Below are 15,472 nucleotides of genomic sequence, written 5' to 3'. Positions count from 1 at the left end.
ACCACTGCTTAAACATATGTGTTCGTTATTTTGTTTATTCCGGTTGAAGCGATAAATAGTCCGGTGAAAATAATGCGCAAAAATCTTTATCAGTTGGAGAGAGTATTTTAAAAACATATCCAGATATTAACGCAGTAATATGTCCAGATGCAACAGCACTTCCAGCGATGGCGCAAGCAGCTGAAAATTTGAAAATGGATAAGAAAGTAGTCGTAACTGGGTTTTCGACACCGAACGTTATGCGTGATTATGTAAAACGAGGAACAGTTCAACAATTTGGATTATGGGATGTAAAACAACAAGGTGCACTCGCAACGTATGTTGCAAATGAAATTGTTGTAAAAGGGAAAAAGTTAAAAGTAGGGGATAGCTTTGAAGTAAAAGGAATCGGAAAAGTGAAAGTAGAGCCAAACTCCATTCAAGGATATGACTATGAGGCAGAAGGAAATGGAATTATCGTACTTCCAGAACGAGTTATATTTACGAAGGATAATATTGATAAATATAATTTCTAGTTGAGAGTTAATCGGGATTTGTCATTTATTGTCGGTAAGTCGATATTCCTTGTCGAATCGCTGACATATTGAAAAAATCGCCGATATAATTTTAGTCACTATATTTCTTCGACAGACATAATAAAAACGTCCGAATATATCGGACGTTTTTATTATGTCGTTTTTTTAATCTATTCATTAATTGTGAACAGCTTCTTTTTCATTTAACCCAAGTGTACGACTAGTGGAAGCGTGTAGATCTTGGAACAATCTTGGATTTTCAGTCAGTGAAATTCCATAAGAAGGAATTATTTCTTTTATTTTGTCTTCCCATTCTAACATACGTCCTGGGAAGCATTTTTCTAATACTTCAAGCATAACGTGAACCGCAGTAGAAGCACCTGGAGAAGCGCCAAGTAACGCAGCGATTGATCCGTCATTTGCACTAACAACTTCTGTACCAAATTGAAGTGTTCCTTTACCACCTGCATCAGTATCTTTAATTACTTGCACACGTTGCCCAGCAACGACAATATCCCAATCTTCACTTTTAGCGTTCGGAATAAACTCACGTAATTCTTCCATACGCTTTTCGTGTGATAACATAACTTGCTGGATTAAGTATTTTGTTAATCCCATTTCTTTTACACCGGCTGCTAACATCGTTAAGACGTTATTCGGTTTTACAGAACCAATTAAATCAAGGTTTGAGCCAGTTTTTAAGAATTTAGGTGAGAAGCCTGCAAATGGTCCAAACAGTAAAGCTTTTTTGTTGTCTATATATCTTGTATCAAGGTGAGGTACAGACATTGGCGGAGCACCAACTTTAGCTTTACCGTATACTTTTGCATGATGCTGCTCTACAACTTTTTGGTTTTTACATACCATAAATAGTCCACTTACAGGGAATCCGCCAATATGTTTTGATTCAGGAATACCAGTTTTTTGTAGTAGAGGTAGACTACCACCGCCGCCGCCAATAAAGACAAATTTTGCAGTATGATGTTCGATTTTACCACTATTCATATCATGTACTTTCACTTCCCACAAACCATTCTTCGTGCGTTTAATATTTTCAACACTATGTTTGTAGTTTAGTTCGACATTTTTAGTTTGTAAGTAATCAAACAACATGCGTGTTAATGCACCAAAGTTAACATCTGTTCCAGAGTCAATCTTCGTTGCAGCCATCGGTTCATTAGAGTTACGGCCTTCCATAATGAGTGGAAGCCATTTTTTTAATGTTTCAGGAGCGTCAGAAAATTCCATTCCTTGAAACAGTGGATTTTTTGAAAGCGCTTCAAAACGATTTTTTAGAAACTCTACATTTTTTTCCCCTTGCACCAAACTCATATGAGGTAGTGGCATAATAAAATCTTGTGGATTACGAATTAAATTTTTCTTTACAAGATACGCCCAAAATTGTCTTGAAAGTTGAAATTGCTCATTTACTTTTACAGCTTTACCAATATCTATAGACCCGTCAGATTTTTCGGATGTATAGTTAAGCTCACATAGCGCAGAATGTCCTGTACCAGCATTATTCCATTCGTTAGAACTTTCTTCTCCGGCATTAGCGAGTTTTTCAAATACTTTAATTTCCCATTCAGGCGCCAATTCTTTAAGTAATGATCCTAACGTTGCGCTCATAATTCCAGCGCCAATTAAGATAACGTCTGTTTTTTGCTGCATGTTGCTCATGATAATCTCTCCATCCCCTATATTGGCAAAAAAGAGTAGGTGTTTTCTATGTCTAAGCCGTAAAAGAGAAACACCGCCTAGGCCCCACCTAGGTGTATACCTTTTTTGTCTCAATTATATAACCATCTCATACTCTATTATAATAATTAATAGACTAAAATATCTAGTGTTATCTGATAATTTTAAACTATTTAACGTTTTATTTCATAGAATTCTTCTGTTATAAGGGTAAACAGGGTAGTAGTAAAGCTGGATTTGGAGAAGAATTCCAGTTTTATGTTATCCCGAAAAAACTTCTATTTTTATGTTTTATCTTTGGAAACTAGTGAAATTCTATTTTTGAAACATTTAATTTGAAAAAATAGAGTAAATAACAAATAAATGATAAGATTATTCTGAAAATAAAACAGGAGGGCTACCAATGCTTACAAAAGAACAAATCGCAAACTTATTTCGGAATTTTTCTGTGAATGAATGTAAAGGATCAAGTGATTTATACGAATATTTATCAATGAAAATTTCTGAAGATGAGGAAGTTCTTACGTTAGCTTCCTACGCGCAACCTGGTCAACCGGTCTCAAACTTATTATTAGGTACGGTCCATTATTTATTGTTAAAAGGAAAAGAGCATAGTTTAAAAAAGTATTATCAAAGTTTAGTTGAAAATGCTGATACCAACTTTGAAAATGCCTTTTGCCAATTTAAAGATTTTTGCCGTGTATATCGAGAAGAAATTATTTCTTTATTACAAACGAAACTTGTTCAAACGAATGAAGTAAGACGATGTGCCTATTTATATCCAAGTTTCTGTTACATATTTAATAAAGTGAGCAAACCGTTAGCGTTAATAGAGATTGGTACAAGTGCGGGATTACAACTGTTTTGGGATCAATATCGTTATTCATATGGAACGGAAGAAGTGTATGGAAATAGACAATCGAATGTTCATTTACAATCAGAAATAAAAGGGGAGAAGAAGCCCTCCTTTTTAAAACAAAGTCCACCTGTTATGGAAAGAATCGGACTAGATTTACATGTGAACGATTTAAATGATGAAGAAGATTATTTATGGTTACGTGCGCTTATTTGGCCAGAACATAAAGAAAGACTTGAACTATTCGATCAAGCAGCAACGCTTGTAAAAGAAAAACCAGTAAGATTAATAGAAGGTGACGGTGTAGCGCTTCTTCCGGCCATTGCAAATCAAATAAGGGAAGATGCTGTTATTTGTATTTTCCATACACATGTAGCGAATCAAATACCTGACCATATAAAACATGAATTAGAAAGACAAATTAAAGAAATTGGTGCAAAACGTGATGTATTTCACCTATACAACAACATGTGGGACCGGGACCTTCATATTGATTATTATATTCATGGAAACGAATATTGTGAAACCGTTGGAGAAACAGAAGGGCATGGGAGATGGTTTAGTTGGAAGCTGGGGGATGAGTCACTTTGTTAATATAATCCCATAGGAAGGGGACCTTTTGTTTTAGAATTTAAATTTTCGGATTAATATGATAATATTTTATGATAAGTTGTATATAAAGATAAAATAAAAAGGATGATTGGCATGCAAAAGAGACCAGAAGCAAATGAATATAACCCGTATTATTCAACGTACATAAATTTAATACCAGATGGAGATATCATACATATTCTAGAGCAACAAATGAAGGAAACGAATCTTTTATTGAAGGATATTTCTGATAGTGAGGGACATTTTCGATATGCTCCTAATAAATGGAGTATAAAAGAAGTAATCGGTCATATTGCGGATACTGAACGTATTATGGCATATCGATTGCTTTCCATAGCAAGAGGAGAGACAGCAGAACTTCCTGGATATAACGATGATATGTATGTTCTTAGAGCATATTTTGATAAGCAATCTATGCAAGACCTTCTTGAGAATTTAACAGTTGTTCGCCAATCTACCATGCATTTGCTTAAAAGTTTAGATAAAGAAGCTTGGTTACAAAGGGGAATTGCGAACAATTCTGAAGTCACGGTTCTTGCATTAGCAAACATTATTGCTGGTCATGAGCTTCATCATCGTCAACTTATAAAAGAACGTTATTTGGGTTCTAATGCATATCCAGCATGTTAAAATATGAAAATAAAAAAGAGAATGATTCATAGGGAATTTCTGAATTATTCTCTTTTTTTACTTTTCTGCGTATCAGTGGAATTATAAATGTTTTTTTACAATGTCTATTCCTTCTCGTTGACGCTAATTGGGGTCACTATACATGCCCATCAAGCTAAGTGTGGGTACTTGGGGGGGGTGTAGCAATGGAACCAAATCACGCAATAGGCATTAGCGGACATTAGAAATAATAAAAATGCGACTTTTTCCTGTTAAAACGAGGTGATTTTTAATTTCAAATTCTTCTTTTACAACAGTTGCTAGTCCAGCAATTGATTTACGTAAATCTGTTGCTCCTTGTGCAAGATATACTTTTTCAATTGCGATTTCTGACATCTTATTTATTAGTAAATTCATCGGGAGTCCAAGTAGTAATTTCATTACCAGGTGCAGCAACTACAAGCCAATTCTCACATTGGACCCCAACTTGCCAACATTCATAATAGTCATGAAAACCATTTACAAATATGATTTGTCCGTTCTCAAGTAGGATAAACAAATGTGGAGTTTCCTTACCTAATTGCACGTCTATAACTCTCTGCCTTCTCATGTTAAAAATTCTATTATATTCTTCTTCCTCGGAATAATCGTCAAATTCATCTTCATTAGAAGGGTACTTTTCGGGTGGAGTATTAAATAAACACCATTTCGATTCGATGTTGACATATAATTGCCCATCATAATTAACTGCAGCTTCAAAATCTGTAAAATGAATCTTTATAGTTGCTGGAGAAAGGCCAAACTGTAGGCCATCAACTTGCGATCCTATAAAGAGATGTTTTAATACATTTTCAGCATAAATTTTGTCTTCTTTGTTCATTATACGAATCCTCCTTTCTGTAAAATATATATTATATTTTTATTGTAATAAATAAATTTTTATGTAAAATGAACTTTTTGTGAGAAACGGACGAATATAGTGTGAAGGATCATGAGAGGGGAACGTAATTTTGGATGAAGTAGAATTAAAAGAATGGCTGTATAAAATGGAGTCTGGGGACAAAGAAGCCTTTCAAGTTATTTATGAATTAACAAGTAAAGATATTTATAGAACAGTAGTATTTTTATTAGGGAATCAACACCAAGATGTAGACGATATAGTTAATGAGGTATACATCAAAATGTGGAAGTCTGTAACGAATTATGATATGAACCGTTCATTTCGTTTTTGGTTACATGGACTAGTTGTCAAGCAAGTACAGGATTGGCGTCGTAAATCGTGGCGGCGATTTCGAATCTTTGAAAAGAAGAAAATGTATGAACAAGATCGGTCTTACATAATGGATGAAGGTATTTTACATAAAGAAACACGAAGTGAAATAGTGGAAGTTGTACAAAAATTATCTTATAAGCATCGTGAAGTCGTTATTATGCGTTACTTCCATGAATATAGCTTGGATGAAATTGCCACACTTCTTCAAATCCCTATTGGTACAGTGAAATCTCGATTACACACAGCACTAAAACGATTAAGAACAGAAATGGAGTATATGCCAGCCATAAGGGAGGGAGAAGTAAATGAATTTTGAAAAATATATAACGGATGAATTGAAAAGAAAAGCAGAGACACTCGAACCCACTCCTAATCTAGAAGATAAAGTACAAATCTCTTTTCATAAATACCAACAAATGAAAAAGAAAGGGAAAACTTCTATGAAGAAAAAGTTATTACTTGGCTTTGTAGTTGCGGCTGTTCTTATACCAACTGGTACTTTTGCGGGTACAACAATAATTGATAAGATTGTAGGTACACCAGAAGAAGCAAGAAAAGATATGGGGATGTCAGAAGACGGATATATATTAGTAATGGAAAGGGTAGAAGTTGCTAAAAAATTATTTGCAAAAGAGGACTTTGAAAAATATGTAGAGTTATTACAAGAAACATATCATTTTTATAAAAAAGTTAGTGTCGTAGAGAACGGAGAAAGAAAATATACAGCTACAGATCGTCTAAATGCTAATGAAGAAAAAAGAGATAGTGAGGTAATGGAAGAGCTAAAAAAATACGAAGAAAGATTAGATCAACATTTTACATATACATTTGAACAAGCAGAACAAATAACTGGTTTTCCAATAAAGCGTCCTACATATATTCCTTCTGGGTATCAACTAGTATTTGAAGAAGCAAAAGCAAATGCAACGGTTGGAAAACCAATCCCTCTAATTACGATGAGATATGAAAATCGTAATGTGAAAAAAAAGCCATCTACATCGAATGCGGAATTAGGATTTACAATTCATCAATTAGAAATACTTGAAGATGATAAAAAAGATTATTTTATTGAAGAACCATTTGATAAAGCAACTGAAAAAGGACCAAATTTTTATAAAGACATTAAAATATATAAATTAAACGGATATGACATTACATTCGGTGAGTATAAAGAGTCAAATGTACGGGCTATGAAAATAGTGGTACCTGCAAAAGAAGGAAGAAATGCATATCAAGTCTATGTAAACGATAGTATGTTGTCTAAAAAAGAGCTTGAGAAAGTTTTACTTTCGGTGGTGGAATAGTGAATGGTATGTAGAGACTAAATGCAAAGCGATGAAAGTAATAACGGTAGTAATGTTTGGTTTTTAAAAACATAATATTATTATGTAAACAAATTTAATAGATGTACATTTGATAAATGATTCAATATTTTTGATTTTTCTATGGCTGTATAAGTATGATGTTCGTAGGGGGGATCATATGAGTAACCACAAAAAGGTCATAGCAATTTCAGGCAGTATTAGGGAAGGGTCATCCAATACAAACATATTAAAAGCTTTAGCAGCATTTATTCCAGAAGGTATAGATTACACTATTTATAATGGAATAGAGGAACTTCCTCATTTTAATCCGGATGTAGATCGAGTGGGAGCGCCGGCTGTTGTTGAAGAGTTTCGAAAGACATTAAGTGAAGCACATGCACTTATTATTTGTACGCCAGAGTATGCAAAAGGTATTCCAGGAGTTTTAAAAAATGCGTTAGAATGGCTTGTTTCATCAGCAGAACTATATAAAAAACCAGTGGCTATCATAACAGCTTCACCGTCAATTGCGGGAGGGGATAAAGCCCATGAATCTTTGTTACTTACACTAGGCATGTTAGATACAGTTGTCGTTCAAAATGGCTCCTTATTAATCCCGTCTGTGCGCACTAAATTTAGTGATGATGCAAAAGTTATAGATGAGGATACAAAGCAAGCTCTTATTTCTTTAATTCATAGTATAGTGGACGAAACAAGGGAATAATGATTTATTTTGTATAAAGGCAATACTACTGTAAGTTTAAAAGTAGTATTGCCTTTTAATTTTCTTTTGGTTGAAATTTTGTAATAACGATTAGGAAATCATCTCACCTATTTTAAGGCTTAGACAAAATATATATTAATTTAGGCTCGGGCTCGCGTCTTTTTTCGTCTTGGTCAAATAAATAACTAAGCTCAAGATTGTTAAGAGGAAGATTACGCTTGTTCCCACCGTACCGAGACCAAGACCACCGGCATCGTGAGGCTGTGATAGATAGTCGCCAAAAGAGGCGCCGAAAGGACGAGTTAAGATATAGGCGATCCAAAAGGCCAATACTGCATTTAACTTGAAGCGGTAGTAAGCAACGGTTACAGCCCCAATTAATGCGGCGAATATGAGCGCTGAAATCCAGTAACCTAAGTTGAGACTCTCTGCTACGAGATCACCAGCTGCAGTACCTAAGGCGAAGGTGAACAGGATAGCCAACCAGTAGAATGCTTCTCGCTTTGTCGTGTAAATAGAGTGAATGGATAGTGTCTTCTCACTCACGTACCAAGCAGCAAAAGTTGCCAGTAGGAAAAGGGTGAAAACGATGGTGGTCGTCTCTAGAGCGATCCCGAAGTTGTCCGTAAGATTGTCAGTGACTAGCGTGCCGACAACACTAATCAGCAAGACAGTGAGCCAGTAAATCCCTGGAACATACTTCTTCAACCTAAACTGGAAGAACAGTGTGATGAATAAGAGAGCACTCATAACAAAGGTCGTTTTAGTCAAGCCGAAGTTCAAGTTTGTATTTAAGAAGTCTGCGCCTGTTTCGCCCACTGTAGTTGCCATGATTTTGATAATCCAGAAGAAAATCGTGACTTCTGGCACCTTGTTCAACATCTGCCAACCTCGTGATGAAACGGGAGCGACTTCATTAGAAATAGATGGATTTTCTCTATTCTTATCCTGATCCTTCTCATAATATTTCATGTAGGATTCCCCCTTACTAGTTTTTTATGGCCAACGCCAATTTATATACAGAGTGTAACTAATAAGAATGAGATTTAGATGAAATTTGGATGAAAAAATCATTAAAATAAGATGAAAAAAAGAAATTTCTAAAGTGTCTTTTTCATTTAACAAATACAGTTAAAAAAGTATATATTTTCTTTGTTCGCGACATAGAAAATACAGCAAAATTGACACTCTTCATTTGATATCCTAAGTTGGTTGTTTTCTGCAAAATACAAGTGCAGAGCAATATTAGTTTGACATGGAGTCTCTACAAGCATGACTCACATGCCAAGAATGTCATTATAACAAGCATGTGGCGCTATTATACTTGTTTCTCCATGTTAAAGCATGTGTGACTTGTTGGTTAAGCTTCTTTTGTATTTAGGGGGACATTAAGAATATCTTATGTATTTCTCATCGTATTCTAATATTTTTTTAGTAGAGTATACCTTGTATCCTACAAGGAAAGAGGAAGAAGACTATGCATGTACTACATTTTTTAAGTGAATATATAAAGCACCCAAGAACTGTAGGAGCAGTATTGTCAAGTTCTAAGCAACTTGCAAAACAAATGGTAGCCCCTATAAATTTTGAACGAGCAAAATGCATTATTGAGTATGGACCAGGAACTGGAGTGTTTACGGAACAGCTCATTCAACATAAACATAATGAAACGGTATTATTAATCATTGAGAATAACGCACAGTTTTACCGTATACTTCAAGAGCGATATTCACACATGGAAAATGTGTACATTATTCATGACTCTGCCGAATATACGGAAAAGTATGTTCAACAATATAAAATTACCCAAGTGGATTATATTATTTCAGGATTGCCATTTACCAGTTTATCCCTTGATACCTCTACAAAGATATTACAGGTAACAAAAGAAATATTAGGGGAAGAAGGGAAATTTATTACTTTCCAATATACACGCTTTAAACAAAGATTTTTCCGTTCCTTTTTTGCAAATATTGAGGTGAAGAAAATAAACTGGAATATTCCACCGGCTTTCGTGTTCACTTGCTTTATGTAAGGTGATGGGGAGGTACGAAACCAAATCACTATCATGCAAAAGAAATGAATTATTTCCAACATAAAAAATGAACGATTTTTTCTGTGAAAGTTACAGAAAGAATCGTTCATTTTTTTGCTAAAAATATAAACTATAAATTTTATTTTAGACTATTAAAGGGTGGAATACTTTGCGGAAAGTTGAAAACATTTTTCGGGTCATATTTAGCTTTTACTTTCATTAACCGATCAAAGTTACAGCTGTAGTAAGCATCTGGCCAATCTTTAATGGAGAGGTCGGGTGTATTAACGTAAACACCTTTTGTGAATGGGAGCATCACCTTTTTGTATAGTTAAATATATTTACTCAATATCTCCCCAGGTAATCCATCAATCTCACAAACTTTTTCAGATGTAAAACCGACGTTTATTAAAATCTTGCGAGAGGGGATATTGTTCGGATCGATAATTGCTTTTAGAACGTTTATCTCTGTTTGCTTCGCTATATTTATTAATTCCTTTGCAATTGCACTACCATATCTTTTTCCCCAGTGCTCTGGCAAAATCATATAACCAAGTTCAGCTTCGTTTGTAGCATCCTCATTTGCTGTTACATGTCCAAGACCAATAAATTCATTTGTAATAGAGTCATACACTTTGTAGGAGCCAAATAACTTATGCTTTTCATTGCGTTTTAACAATTTTTCATAGTCGTTTTGCGCTTCGTCTAACGGAATGACGCGCTCTGTAATTTGTGCCATCACTTTTTTATTTGATACGAGCTGAAAGTATTGATTGAAATCTGTTGCTTCAAATTTTTTGAAATGTAGCTTATGCATATGACTCCTCCAAACTAATCTTCATTTGTTCTTCAGAAAAGATAAAAGATAACTAAATAGTGATTTCTATTTGATTGCCTTCTGGATCGCTTATTACACTTTCGTAATAGCCATCTCCAGTAAAACGTGGTCCATTTAATAAAGAATAGCCTGCTTCATTTAACGTTTTTGTCAGTTCATTCACACGTTCTTCACTTCCAACGGAGAATGCCATATGTGCATAACCAGTAATATTAAGGTTAGGCTCATTTTCTATACCTTTTTTACGCATAAGTTCAAGCCTTGCTCCAGATTCGAACGTAATAAAATAAGATTCAAATTGCTTTGCTTCGTTATGATATAAAGAGTTTGCTTTGCCGTTGAAATACTTTGTATAAAAAGTACGCATTAATTCTAAGTCATTTACCCAAATTGCAATATGTTCAATGTTCATTGGTTTCACCAATCCTATCTGTACTAATTAGGCTTCCACTGTATAAAAGTTGCATGTACATTGCAAGAAATTTGATTTGGTGAAAAAAGATAATTGTTAATTTTTGGTTGTTTACGTACATACAATTATGTAATTAAGTGAATGACTTACATAGGAATTACAGAAAAGGGTGAATGAGGCTTATGAGTCAATTAGAGCAAATGATGTACGTTGGTGTCATCATGTCTATTGTACTTTCCGTAATGATTTTGGGGTCTTTATATTATAACCCTCGTCTTTCGTTAAATGATTATCCGAAAGATATTCAAAAGGTAGTTTTTCCGAAATCAATTCATGAAAAAAAGCAAACGATTTACTTTAATATTGCATACAATGTGATTCTCTTCGGTACTCCTTTCGTTTCAACCTATATACTATATCAACATGAAACATTATTGTATATTGAGGCCTATTTACATACTTTTGGTATTTTAATGATTTTCAATTTAGTAGATTTATTAATAATCGATTGGCTTATTTTTTGCTGGATTACCCCGAGGTTTGTTGTTATTCCTTGTACGGATGGGATGAAGGGATATAAAGATTACATGTTTCATTTAAGAGGGGCTATAGTGGGTACTCCATTTTTAGCAATTGTAAGTTTATTTCTGGCAGGAATTGCGACAACTATTTAGTATAAAGAAGAAAGATAGGAAACGTTTATATAAGGTAAGGAGATTTATAATTTATAGAATTAAAAATGAGAATTTGATACTATTGAAGTAAAGGGTTCTAATAGCGATATATTAAGCGGTATCAATATATGGTTGCGAATGTTTTGATATTCCATGAAATCACCTAATTTTATGGAAGTATTTGATAGAACTCAAAAAAACGCAATGGAGGCTAATATGAAAAAAATAATTGGCGCAGCAACAGCAACAGTTCTTGGATTGGGGGCTTTTACCACATCTGCTATCGCAGAAACTATCGTAACAGCGGATGTACTCAACGTACGTGAAAAGCCAACTACGGAATCAAAAGTTGTCGAAAAAGTAAAAGAAGGACAAAAGTTAAAGGTCATACATACTGAAGAAGGATGGTCAAAAATTGATTTAAATGGTAAAGAATTGTTTGTAAGTTCGGAGTATACAAAAGATATTTATCATGTAACAGCAAACCTATTAAATGTACGTTCGGAAGCAAACACAGAATCAGAAATTCTTGGCAGACTGAAAAAAGATGATGTAATTGAATCAACTCATCAAGTAAAAGACGGATGGCTACAATTTGAGTATAAAGGAAAAACAGCTTATGCAAATGTTTCTTTCCTATCAAGTACAGCACCGATTGAAAAGAAATCCGAAGAGAAAACGAAGCAAGTAGCGAAAGTGCAAGAAGTGGTAAATGCAAAGGAAGAAGCAAAAACGCAGAAAGTAGCAAAAGTAAAGGAAGAAACGAAAACGCAGGAAGTAGCAAAAGCTAAGGTAGCATCAAAAGTTAAGGTAGCATCAAAAGCGAAAGAAAAAGAACAAGAAATAGCAAAAGTGAAAGAACAGGAAGTAACAAAAGCGAAAGAAGATGCGAAAGAACAGGAAGTAACAAAAGCGAAAGAAGATGTGAAAGAACAGGAAGTAACAAAAGCGAAAGAAGATGTGAAAGAACAGGAAGTAACAAAAGCGAAAGAAGATGTGAAAGAACAGGAAGTAACAAAAGCGAAAGAAGATGTGAAAGAACAGGAAATAGCAAAAGCGAAGGAACAGGAAATAGCAAAAGCGAAGGAACAGGAAATAGCAAAAGCGAAGGAACAAGAAATAGCAAAAGCGAAGGAACAAGAAATAGCAAAAGTGAAGGAACAAGAAATAGCAAAAGCGAAGGAACAGGAAATAGCAAAAGCGAAGGAACAGGAAATAGCAAAAGCGAAGGAACAGGAAATAGCAAAAGCGAAGGAACAAGAAATAACAAAAGCGAAGGAACGAGAAATAGCAAAGGCGAAGGAACAAGAAATAGCAAAAGCGAAGGAACGAGAAATAGCAAAGGCGAAAGAAGAAGCGAAAGCAAAAGAATCAACAAAGACACAAGAAGTATCTAAAAATAACACACAGTCTGCTAAACGTGAATTAACGGTAGTAGCGACAGCTTATACTGCTGATCCAAGTGAAAATGGTACATATGGTGGACGCGTTTTAACTGCGATGGGGCATGATTTAACGGGAAATCCGAATATGAGAATTATCGCAGTTGATCCGAAAGTAATTCCATTAGGATCAAAAGTATGGGTAGAAAATTATGGTGAAGCAATCGCTGGTGATACTGGTAGTGCAATTAAAGGTAATCGTATTGATGTTTTAATGGGTTCAAAAAGTAAAGCTATGAATTGGGGAAGACAAACTGTTAAAGTAAAAGTTCTATAATAACGATAGTTATCCAAAAAGAAGTCAGTTCTCTTTATTGAGACTGGCTTTTATTTTTTGAGATAGTGTAATTTCATTGGAAAACTTTGTTGGTCTGACATTGTTAAATCTGCACCAAAACTTAAATTAAATATGACACTTGTATCGTAACATCATTAAGAATTGCATGAAATATATCTTTTTGCGTGAAACCATCTGTAAAAACAGTTTCTCCATTCACTTCAATCGTATCGTGCGGACTATACCATTTCTGTAATGCATCCTCACCAAATTCATGCCGTTTTTCTCTTGTATTATGTCGTCTAATCGTTTCTTCTAATGATAAATCGAAATAATATGTATACGCGTTGCCTTTGAAATAATGTATTAATTCTTTGAGCATATCACCGTATCTACGACTGTTTAAAATACCTTCTAAAATAACAAATTCACATTTTCCTTTTCCGTACTTCGTAATTTCAAAGATTAAATCATGAGATAAGTTACCCATCGTGTCGTGTACTTTTAACATATCTCTACGCACGACATCTTGAGAGACTAGAAGTGTTCCTTGCCCGAAATGTTCTTGTAATTCCTTTGCGATTGTTGTTTTGCCACTCGCGGAGTTTCCCCTAAGGATAATTAAAGTTGATTTTTGTATAGGATTAGACATAATATATTTCCCCCCAACACCTTTGAATATATAGAAGATTTTAACAAAATTTGCAAGGGAAGTGTATAATCAATTTGATGGGAATAAAAAAGGTGGGAGATAGATGGAAAATAAATTAAATAAAGCGCAGCCGATTTGGAAGTGAAATTGGTTTCGTTATTTAGGGGCATTTATAATTGTGCAATTTATTTTTATAATTTGTGATGTTGCCGAATGGGCACCAAACTTTAGACCAGGAGGAGAATTTTTTAATAGAATTTTACATTCTCAATTTTTCACGGAATGGTTCACTCCATATAAAGTCCCTCAGTTTAATTTATTCACAGCGTTTTTTGCGATAACATTACTACCAAATGCGTTAATAGGCGCAATTAAAGATTTAACTTTAAGAAAAAATATAAATAATTTATAAGAGGTACCACATGCTATTTCAAAAAGAAAATGTATCGGTTAGGTATGTAATAGAAAACGATGCACCTATCATTTCAAAATGGTTAACAGAACCAGAAGTCCTGCAGTATTACGAAGGACGAGATAATCCGCAATCTGTAGAAAAAGTACTTGATCATTTTATACATAATCCAAACAGTCATGAAAAAAGATGTTTAATAGAATTTGATGCCGTGCCGATCGGTTACATACAAATGTATCCTGTTGATACTGAGTGGAAAGCTTTATATGGATATGAAGAATCACAAAATGTATGGGGCATGGACCAATTCATCGGTGAACCGATTTTTTGGGGAAAAGGAATTGGAACAAAACTTGTTCAAGCAGCAATTACATACATTATGGAGAACTTAGGAGCAGAAGCAATCGCGATGGATCCGAGAGTAAATAATGAACGTGCGATAAAGTGTTATGAAAAATGCGGATTTAAAAAGGTGAAAGTACTAAAGAAACATGAACTGCATGAAGGGGATTTAGAAGATTGTTGGATGGTGGAATATAAAGCATTATAATGAATATGTAATGGCTTATACAAACAAAGGGAGCTGTGTGAAATGAAAAAAGCATTAATAGTAATTGATGTGCAAGCGGGTATGTATACAGCAGGAATGCCAGTACATAATGGGGAAAAGTTTTTAGAAACGTTGCAAGAACTTATTGGGGAATGTCGTTCGAATGGTATTCCGGTTATTTATGTACAACATAACGGGCCAAAAGATCATCCGTTAGAAAAAGATACAGATGGCTGGAAAGTACATGCGGCGATTGCACCGCAAGAAGGGGATCTTGTCGTTGAAAAGACGACTCCAGATTCATTCTATAAGACAAATTTAAACGAAGTGTTACAAGGAAAAGACATTGAGCATGTTATTATTTCAGGAATGCAAACAGAGTACTGTGTTGATACGACAACGCGCAGAGCGTTTAGTGAAGGGTATAAAGTAACGTTAGTAAGTGATGCCCATAGCACGTTTGATACAGATGTATTGCGTGCTGAAGATATTGTAAAACATCATAATGTTGTATTTGGATCATTTGCAGATGTTATTACGTTAAAAGATTTAAAAGTAAAAGCGTAATTACAGAAGTTGCTGTCTCTTA

17 protein-coding genes and 3 pseudogenes are annotated in these 15,472 nt (G+C 34.5%); 12 read left to right on the top strand and 8 right to left on the bottom strand.

The genetic code is table 11. The features are described 5' to 3' along the window. Window positions 1-62 precede the first annotated feature (62 nt). Window positions 63-515: pseudogene (locus tag FT637_RS12540) on the top strand (substrate-binding domain-containing protein); the annotation flags it as partial. A 177-nt stretch (window positions 516-692) separates the two neighbouring features. Here FT637_RS12540 and FT637_RS12535 read toward each other — a convergent pair. After that, entirely contained in the window at window positions 693-2,195 is a 1,503-nt protein-coding gene (locus tag FT637_RS12535; RefSeq protein WP_193646573.1) for a malate:quinone oxidoreductase, read from the bottom strand. A 421-nt stretch (window positions 2,196-2,616) separates the two neighbouring features. Between FT637_RS12535 and FT637_RS12530 the strand changes: the two genes are divergently transcribed. Both FT637_RS12530 and FT637_RS12525 read left to right on the top strand, forming a co-directional pair. Continuing rightward, window positions 2,617-3,663: a DUF2332 domain-containing protein gene (locus FT637_RS12530; protein ID WP_193646572.1), complete on the top strand. Its 1,047-nt coding sequence runs from the start codon at window positions 2,617-2,619 to the stop codon at window positions 3,661-3,663. Between the two features lie 111 nt (window positions 3,664-3,774). Further along, window positions 3,775-4,311 (top strand): DinB family protein, encoded by a 537-nt coding sequence (locus FT637_RS12525; RefSeq protein WP_193646571.1) that lies wholly within the window; start codon window positions 3,775-3,777, stop codon window positions 4,309-4,311. A gap of 210 nt (window positions 4,312-4,521) precedes the next feature. Here the strand turns inward: FT637_RS12525 and tnpB are convergent, their stop codons facing one another. Together tnpB and FT637_RS12515 are read right to left on the bottom strand one after the other, a co-directional pair. Beyond that, window positions 4,522-4,707, bottom strand: coding sequence for an IS66 family insertion sequence element accessory protein TnpB (gene tnpB, locus FT637_RS12520; RefSeq protein ID WP_193646570.1), 186 nt, complete (start codon window positions 4,705-4,707; stop codon window positions 4,522-4,524). Continuing rightward, window positions 4,688-5,170 (bottom strand): hypothetical protein, encoded by a 483-nt coding sequence (locus FT637_RS12515; protein ID WP_193646569.1) that lies wholly within the window; start codon window positions 5,168-5,170, stop codon window positions 4,688-4,690. The genes tnpB and FT637_RS12515 overlap by 20 nt, the downstream gene beginning before the upstream one ends. A 130-nt stretch (window positions 5,171-5,300) precedes the next feature. Between FT637_RS12515 and FT637_RS12510 the strand changes: the two genes are divergently transcribed. The 3 genes from FT637_RS12510 to FT637_RS12500 all read left to right on the top strand — a co-directional run bounded on the left by FT637_RS12510 (window position 5,301) and on the right by FT637_RS12500 (window position 7,591). Continuing rightward, window positions 5,301-5,879 carry a sigma-70 family RNA polymerase sigma factor gene (locus FT637_RS12510; RefSeq protein WP_193646568.1) on the top strand — a complete coding sequence of 193 codons (579 nt, stop codon included), beginning with the start codon at window positions 5,301-5,303 and terminating at the stop codon, window positions 5,877-5,879. Further along, window positions 5,869-6,867, top strand: coding sequence for a hypothetical protein (locus tag FT637_RS12505; RefSeq protein WP_193646567.1), 999 nt, complete (start codon window positions 5,869-5,871; stop codon window positions 6,865-6,867). The genes FT637_RS12510 and FT637_RS12505 overlap by 11 nt, the downstream gene beginning before the upstream one ends. A 178-nt stretch (window positions 6,868-7,045) precedes the next feature. Further along, a complete protein-coding gene (locus FT637_RS12500; RefSeq protein ID WP_193646566.1) occupies window positions 7,046-7,591 on the top strand; it encodes an NADPH-dependent FMN reductase in 546 nt (181 codons plus the stop codon). Between the two features lie 135 nt (window positions 7,592-7,726). Here the strand turns inward: FT637_RS12500 and FT637_RS12495 are convergent, their stop codons facing one another. Next, entirely contained in the window at window positions 7,727-8,563 is an 837-nt protein-coding gene (locus tag FT637_RS12495; protein ID WP_193646565.1) for a hypothetical protein, read from the bottom strand. Between the two features lie 505 nt (window positions 8,564-9,068). Between FT637_RS12495 and FT637_RS12490 the strand changes: the two genes are divergently transcribed. Further along, a complete protein-coding gene (locus FT637_RS12490; protein ID WP_193646564.1) occupies window positions 9,069-9,626 on the top strand; it encodes a class I SAM-dependent methyltransferase in 558 nt (185 codons plus the stop codon). Window positions 9,627-9,765: 139 nt separating this feature from the next. On the opposite strand, the pseudogene FT637_RS12485 reads toward FT637_RS12490, so the two are convergent. The 3 genes and pseudogenes from FT637_RS12485 to FT637_RS12475 form a co-directional block, all read right to left on the bottom strand. Further along, window positions 9,766-9,954 (bottom strand): annotated as a pseudogene (locus FT637_RS12485) (BBE domain-containing protein); the annotation flags it as partial. A 3-nt stretch (window positions 9,955-9,957) separates the two neighbouring features. Next, window positions 9,958-10,443 (bottom strand): GNAT family N-acetyltransferase, encoded by a 486-nt coding sequence (locus FT637_RS12480; protein WP_193646563.1) that lies wholly within the window; start codon window positions 10,441-10,443, stop codon window positions 9,958-9,960. A gap of 52 nt (window positions 10,444-10,495) precedes the next feature. Further along, window positions 10,496-10,876 carry a VOC family protein gene (locus FT637_RS12475; RefSeq protein WP_193646716.1) on the bottom strand — a complete coding sequence of 127 codons (381 nt, stop codon included), beginning with the start codon at window positions 10,874-10,876 and terminating at the stop codon, window positions 10,496-10,498. 182 nt (window positions 10,877-11,058) lie between these two features. Between FT637_RS12475 and FT637_RS12470 the strand changes: the two genes are divergently transcribed. Further along, window positions 11,059-11,550, top strand: a complete 492-nt coding sequence (locus FT637_RS12470; protein ID WP_193646562.1) for a nitroreductase — start codon at window positions 11,059-11,061, stop codon at window positions 11,548-11,550. Between the two features lie 216 nt (window positions 11,551-11,766). Next, entirely contained in the window at window positions 11,767-13,269 is a 1,503-nt protein-coding gene (locus FT637_RS12465; protein ID WP_227493778.1) for an SH3 domain-containing protein, read from the top strand. A gap of 121 nt (window positions 13,270-13,390) precedes the next feature. On the opposite strand, the gene FT637_RS12460 is transcribed toward FT637_RS12465, so the two are convergent. After that, on the bottom strand, window positions 13,391-13,921 hold the full coding sequence (locus FT637_RS12460; protein WP_193646561.1) for a kinase: 531 nt from the start codon (window positions 13,919-13,921) through the stop codon (window positions 13,391-13,393). Between the two features lie 103 nt (window positions 13,922-14,024). Here FT637_RS12460 and FT637_RS12455 point away from each other — a divergent pair. The 3 genes and pseudogenes from FT637_RS12455 (at window position 14,025) to FT637_RS29885 (ending at window position 15,450) form a co-directional block, all read left to right on the top strand. Continuing rightward, window positions 14,025-14,333: pseudogene (locus FT637_RS12455) on the top strand (YfzA family protein). A gap of 10 nt (window positions 14,334-14,343) precedes the next feature. Beyond that, window positions 14,344-14,883: a GNAT family N-acetyltransferase gene (locus FT637_RS29890; protein ID WP_227493777.1), complete on the top strand. Its 540-nt coding sequence runs from the start codon at window positions 14,344-14,346 to the stop codon at window positions 14,881-14,883. A gap of 42 nt (window positions 14,884-14,925) precedes the next feature. Next, the gene (locus FT637_RS29885; RefSeq protein WP_227493776.1) at window positions 14,926-15,450 is read left to right on the top strand and encodes a cysteine hydrolase family protein; all 525 of its coding nucleotides are present in this window, start codon (window positions 14,926-14,928) and stop codon (window positions 15,448-15,450) included. Window positions 15,451-15,472: the final 22 nt, after the last annotated feature.

The sequence above is a fragment of the Bacillus cereus genome (assembly GCF_015071065.1).
GTDB lineage: Bacteria > Bacillota > Bacilli > Bacillales > Bacillaceae_G > Bacillus_A > Bacillus_A cereus_BA.
The sequence above is the reverse complement of the archived record's forward strand: the minus strand, read 5'-3'. Positions and strand labels throughout refer to the sequence as shown.